Annotated in this window: 2 protein-coding genes; one reads left to right on the forward strand and one right to left on the reverse strand. The window is 40.9% G+C overall.

Going from position 1 to position 5,909, the window contains the following annotated elements:
- Positions 1 to 70: 70 nt before the first annotated feature.
- Complete coding sequence (locus tag PN497_RS14365; protein WP_096572173.1) at positions 71 to 769, reverse strand: Crp/Fnr family transcriptional regulator; 699 nt, start codon at positions 767 to 769, stop codon at positions 71 to 73.
- 413 nt (positions 770 to 1,182) lie between these two features.
- Between PN497_RS14365 and PN497_RS14370 the strand changes: the two genes are divergently transcribed.
- On the forward strand, positions 1,183 to 5,598 hold the full coding sequence (locus PN497_RS14370) for a hypothetical protein (RefSeq protein ID WP_096572172.1): 4,416 nt from the start codon (positions 1,183 to 1,185) through the stop codon (positions 5,596 to 5,598).
- Positions 5,599 to 5,909: the final 311 nt, after the last annotated feature.

Genomic DNA, 5,909 nt, shown 5'->3' on the forward strand with positions numbered 1-5,909 from the left:
CTCCCTGCTCCCTGCTCCCTGCTCCCTGCTCCCTGCTCCCTGCTCCCTGCTCCCTATTCCCCATTCCCTATTAAATGATCATTTTTTCCAAAGCTACTACATCGGGGATACACATTACATCTTGTTCCCGGATAATCAAGCCTTTTTTTTCTAACCTTGTCAGTACGCGTGTAACTGTTTCCCGTGCCAGTCCACTCAAACTGCTCAATTCTCGATGGGGTAAATTAGGAATTTCTGTACCTGTTTCTCCTATCTTACCCTGTCCCTCTGCTAAAAATAGCAAAGTATCTGCTACCCGTGATTGACTATCTGATTCTCGCAGACGCAAACGACGATTTACTTGTCTTAATCGTCGCGCCATTAATTGGGATAATCTCATTCCCGCTAAAGGTTCTGTTTGCAACAATTTGACAAAATCTTGAGCAGGCATACTGCCTATCATGGTTGGGGTAAGAGTTATGACATCAGTGGAACGGGGAACTTCATCTAGTGCCGCCATTTCTCCAAATAATTCCCCATGCCCAATAATGTTTAGTGTTACCTCTTTTCCTTCTAAATTGTATGTACGGATTTTTACCCATCCCTCTAAAATAAAATATACTGAACCACCCCAGTCATTTTCTAGCAGGATCACTTGGTTGGCTGGGTGGGTACGGGTAACAAGATTGGTGAGGGCTGTTTCTACAATAGATTCAGGCAACCCTTGAAAAAAGGGTGCTGAAGTGATCAAGTTTTGAGCGGATGTCTGCAAGCTATATCGGTCTTCCATTAGGACATATTTATTTAAGCTGCTATGAACAGAACAAGTAAGATCGGTGTTTTTAGCCTTACCTATCAAATTATTACAGCCGCTTTCAAAGAGGAGACTAAACTATGTTACACAAGAAAACGACAAATAATTTTTTCTCAACAATTTTTACTTTCCCTTAGTATTTGCTGATTAAATACACCAGGCTTAACCCCCCTGTCACCAATACCACGAATTTGATTTTACCTTAACCTAACGCAAAATTTGGCAAACTACCTAAAAACACAGCTAATCATCTAGATCAAGTTGCATCTCTGAGTGATTCATAACATAATTGCCGTCAGAAGTACGAGCAATAAATTTGGTTACTCAGTGCTTTCGTAAACTTAATTACCATAAACATCACAGTACATTTCTAGCTAAGGTAATTTAACGTGACTTCCCGTAAAGATGAAATTCACAAACTGATTGCAGATATTGACAACTTGCTTGCCAATAGTGGTAATCCCCTATCAAAACTGCTGTCTGGTCAGGGACAAGAAGAGAGAGATGTTTTACAGCGAGTGCGTGAGTTTCTTGTCAAACTCAATGAAAGTGAGACACCAGAAGAAACTCCTGTGGAGCAATCACAGACACAACCACTGTCATCTTTGTTGGCGCGATATGTGGAGCAGGAGCATAACCAAGCTGGATCAAAGTCTTATCAATCCCAACAGCCACAGGCTAATTTTACCGCAGAACAATTAAAAGATGAAATTTTGGTTGTGCTTCAACCTTTGCAGGCAGAATTATCAAGTCTGTTGCAAGAAAGAGCTTCTCTTGTCCAGGAAATTAGACAGCTAGAGCAAAAGCGACTGCAAAACTATTCCTTAACACAGCAGTTAGCCACCCAAGAGCAGATAATTAGCGAATTTTTACAAGTGCTAATCAGTCGTTTAGTGCCAAATTTAATTCCATATTTAACAAGAAATGCAGCTAATTCTTCTAGTTTGACTACAGGTGAAACTAAGCAAGAAGTCAGCAAGTCTGCTATTCAACCTGTTGTGGAATCCGTCGAAGGGTTAGAAAGGTTAGCTAGTTTGGCCAAGGAGTTGGATCAACGTTTACTATCACTAGATGGAACTGTTAACGTTATCTTTGAGGCATTAGAGCGTAACATTAACACTTATTATCAGTCTTTATCCCAAGCACTGGCAAGAATGCACAGTCAGGGGTTGCAAGGTGAACAGTTGATGGCAAATTTTCTGAATAATTTGCATCAGACTTTACAAATACAATCTCCAGATGCTCCACCTTTAACCTTTGGGTTAGATTCTGCAACAGAAGTACAACCTGTTTCTTCTGTTGCTGAGGAATTAATTCAGGATACTGTGACTGCGGACACTCAAGAACCTGAGATTGTGGAAAATCTGGAAGCAGTGCTTTCACAACTGACTGCACAACCAGCACCAGTTTCAGCAGTTGATAGTTTTATTAGTTCTAATATTAGTTCTAATATTAGTTCTGATGAAACTCCATCAGAGAATGGGGAGGAATTAATTCAGGATACTGTGACTGCGGACACTCAAGAACCTGAGATTGTGGAGAATTTGGAGGCAGTGCTTTCACAATTGACTGCACAACCAGCACCAGTTTCAGCAGTTGATAGTTTTATTAGTTCTAATATTAGTTCTAATATTAGTTCTAATATTAGTTCTGATGAAACTCCATCAGAGAATGGGGAGGAATTAATTCAGGATACTGTGACTGCGGACACTCAAGAACCTGAGATTGTGGAGAATTTGGAGGCAGTGCTGTTACAACTGAGGTCAGATGAGATTTCAAGTTCAGTTGCTGCTTCTTTTACCACCCCTAATGAAACTCAGTCAGAGAGTATTGATGAAGTAGATGAACTTTATGCGAGTTTGTTTGGTGGTGCAGATAGGATTAAATCAACAGAATCGACTACAGAATCTACTGCTGTGCCAGTGGTGACAAGTGAGGTAAATAACACTGCTGAGATTAGTGAAAGTATGTCAGCATCACTAATTATTCCAGAAGCACAAGAAGAAGCACAAGAGCTTAATGTGCAGGTGTCGTCAGAAAGTGTAGAGCAAGAGGATTTAAATATTTTTGAGCAGAGTAACAATTTTCCACCTGAAAATGCGGCTATGGTTGTAGAAACCACAGAGCCAGCATCATCTGATTTATGGGAAAAATCCTTGTTGCCAGAGGATACGCAATCACAAGCTGAATTTGCCAGCACTCCTACATTACTGAACTTTCATCCAGATAGTAGTGATACAATCACAGTGCTGACGGACTTGTTAGTTGATGTCTTCGGTGAAGAACAAGTTACAGAAGCTTTAGCTGTTGATGATCATCCAGACACGACAGAACTAGAGACTCCCATAGTTAGCTCTGCTGTAGAGGAATCGACAGAGACACAAAATTTAGCATCTGCTTACATTCTGGCTTCGCCACAGGAAAATTTACTATCTATAGATAACACGGATACAGAGACGCAAGGTATACCGAATATTGTTTTAGATGAAGCGCAGTTGCAACAATTGGATCGAGATTTAACCAATTTTGATTGGCGGTTAAATTCTGAATCGCAACAGACAACGAATGTAGAAAGTTTGCAGGATTCGGTATCTGAAGGTCAGAATATTCTCCAGGATATCCTGGATACAGGAATGCAGTTGATGGAATCTCCTAGCAGCACAGCAACAGAAAATATCCCATTAGCTGCTGTTTTTAATTTGAATAGTCCGCAAAGTCCGCAAACTGAAAAAAAAAAGGAAGTCACAAATTCTGCACCAGAAGTTGCTTTGCTGGGCGATGAAAAGTTAAGTGATAATTCTGTGTTGAGAGTCAACGACCCAAACTTTGTTTGGTATTTAGGAATTGATTTGGGTACAACTGGGATTTCTGCGGCGTTGTTGAATCGTTCGCAGTTGGTTGTGTATCCGATCTACTGGTCAACAGAAAATCCATCAGGTAACACTGCTTTTGAGCAATCTTTTCGTTTACCGGCAGAAGTTTATTTACCTACGGCTTCCATACCTCATTCAGACACGGAAAGCAGAGAAAATAGAGAGCAGACAACACCTGCGGCGGTGGCACAGGATCAAACTCACTCCACAACAGCACCGAAACAAAATCTTTACTCTGCTCATTTAAAGCCTTTTTTAGACATAGGGATTCCCTATAGAACTACGCAGCAAAAATGGGAACCTGTATTGCAGTTAAATGAATTTTCCGCAGGTCCTTTGATTTGGGTGGTGCGATCGCTCTCTAAATTACTGTTAACTCTCAAGTCGGATCAAACTAGTACAACTCCGGCTTTAATTGCTCATGCTGTGGGCATAGATCCTCAAGTTTTCTCTGCGATTATGAATAATATTACCGGTGTTGTTTGTAGTTGTCCTTCTAGTTGGTCTGAACAATATCGTTTTAATGTGCGGGAAGCAATACTGGCTAGTCAGCTTGTTTCCCATCCCCAAGAGATATTTTTTGTGGAGGAGGCGATCGCTAGTTTGCTGCCAGAACTTAATCCTAGCAATTCTCCTTCAGTACAGTTGCATGACAATCAAGGTTTGCGTCCTTTAAAAACCAGTGAAAATTTCCATGGGGGTACAACCCTGGCTCTAAATATTGGTGCTACTGCTACAGAGATGGCATTGGTTGATTTACCGGCAGATTTGAGCCAATTAACATACAGAGATTTTATGCTTCACAGTTTTGCCTATGCTGGTAAGGCTATGGAGCAGGATATTATTTGTCAGTTGCTACTACCACCAAAATCTCGCCAACCCCGTGGGAGGTCAAAAGCTAACAGTAGCATTTCTAGTAGTAATCCTTGGCATTGGCAACCCTCAATTCCTGGTTTAGACCAGATACAATGGTCTAGTTTGAGTTTGGAAGCGTTAGAACTACCACGAGTTGGAGAACCGGATCTACTTTCCCGCATCCGCTTCCAGCAAAAGTTAGAAAGTTCTTTGTTGGGACAAGGATTGTTAGATGCTGCTCTGGCTCTGAAGCTGATTTTGCAACATCAAGAATCTTTCACTCTGGAGTTAGCAGATCAGTGCTGGATATTGCAGCGACGAGATTTGGAAACTCAGGTTTTTGTCCCCTACATACGTCGTCTCAACCGGGAACTGAATAAATTATTAGTAGCTCGTGGTATTCCTACGGAAGCTGTTGATCAGACAATTATTTCTGGTGGGGTGGCTGCTATTGCTACAGTCAACCGTTGGTTAAGACAAAAACTTCCCAATGCCAAAATTATTCAGGATTTATATCTGGGTGAAAATGGCGCTCCTAAATGTAGTCGGGTGGCTTATGGGTTGGCTACCTTACCTCTACATCCCCAGGTTTTAGAAGTACCTAAACAACAGTATACAGATTACTTCTTGTTTTCGGAATTGCTGAAAATTTTACCGCATAGCTCAGGTGGTGAAACTATGCGTTCTCTATCTTTTGGTGAAATTCTGCAATTGTTTGAGAATCGTGGCATCAATACCCGCATTTGTCAACAGCGTTTGCTGGCTTTTTTGGAAGGTGAACTACCTGCTGGTTTAATACCTACTGCTGCTGAAATCTTACCAGAACCAGATGATAAACTTCTTTCAGGGCAAACATCTTTAAATTCTCTGTGGTTAGCAAAAACTTCTCAGGAAAATCCTGATTATCAGGCGATCGCCTCTGCACCATTGTTTCAAAAACAAGGAAATCTCACATATCGTCCCAATTCTCAACAACTTCTATTGTTGCGTCGTTATCTGGATGCTATCAAAGCTAGTTCTTTACAATCACTAGAAGAACCTTTAGCGGTTAACTTGATCTCAACTGTTAGCCAATAAATAGGGGTTGCTGAGAAAGTTTTTTCGTGGAGAAAGGAAACAGGGAGGAAAATTTTAGATTTTAGATTTTAGATTTTAGATTGGAGATAACAAAAACAATCCAAAATCCTTGCATCCAAAATCCAAAATTAATAACTCCTGACTCCTGTAAGGGCGTTCGCGAAGCGTGCTGAAAGCATCAGCATTCGGGCGATAAATTATCAATTTTGATCACAGGTTATTTTCCTGTAAGGGCGAAGCATTCGGGCGATAAATTATCAATTTTGATCACAGGTTATTTTCCTGTAAGGGCGAAGCATTCGGGCGATAAA

Source organism: Sphaerospermopsis kisseleviana CS-549 (assembly GCF_028329225.1).
GTDB classification, from domain to species: Bacteria; Cyanobacteriota; Cyanobacteriia; order Cyanobacteriales; family Nostocaceae; genus Sphaerospermopsis; species Sphaerospermopsis kisseleviana.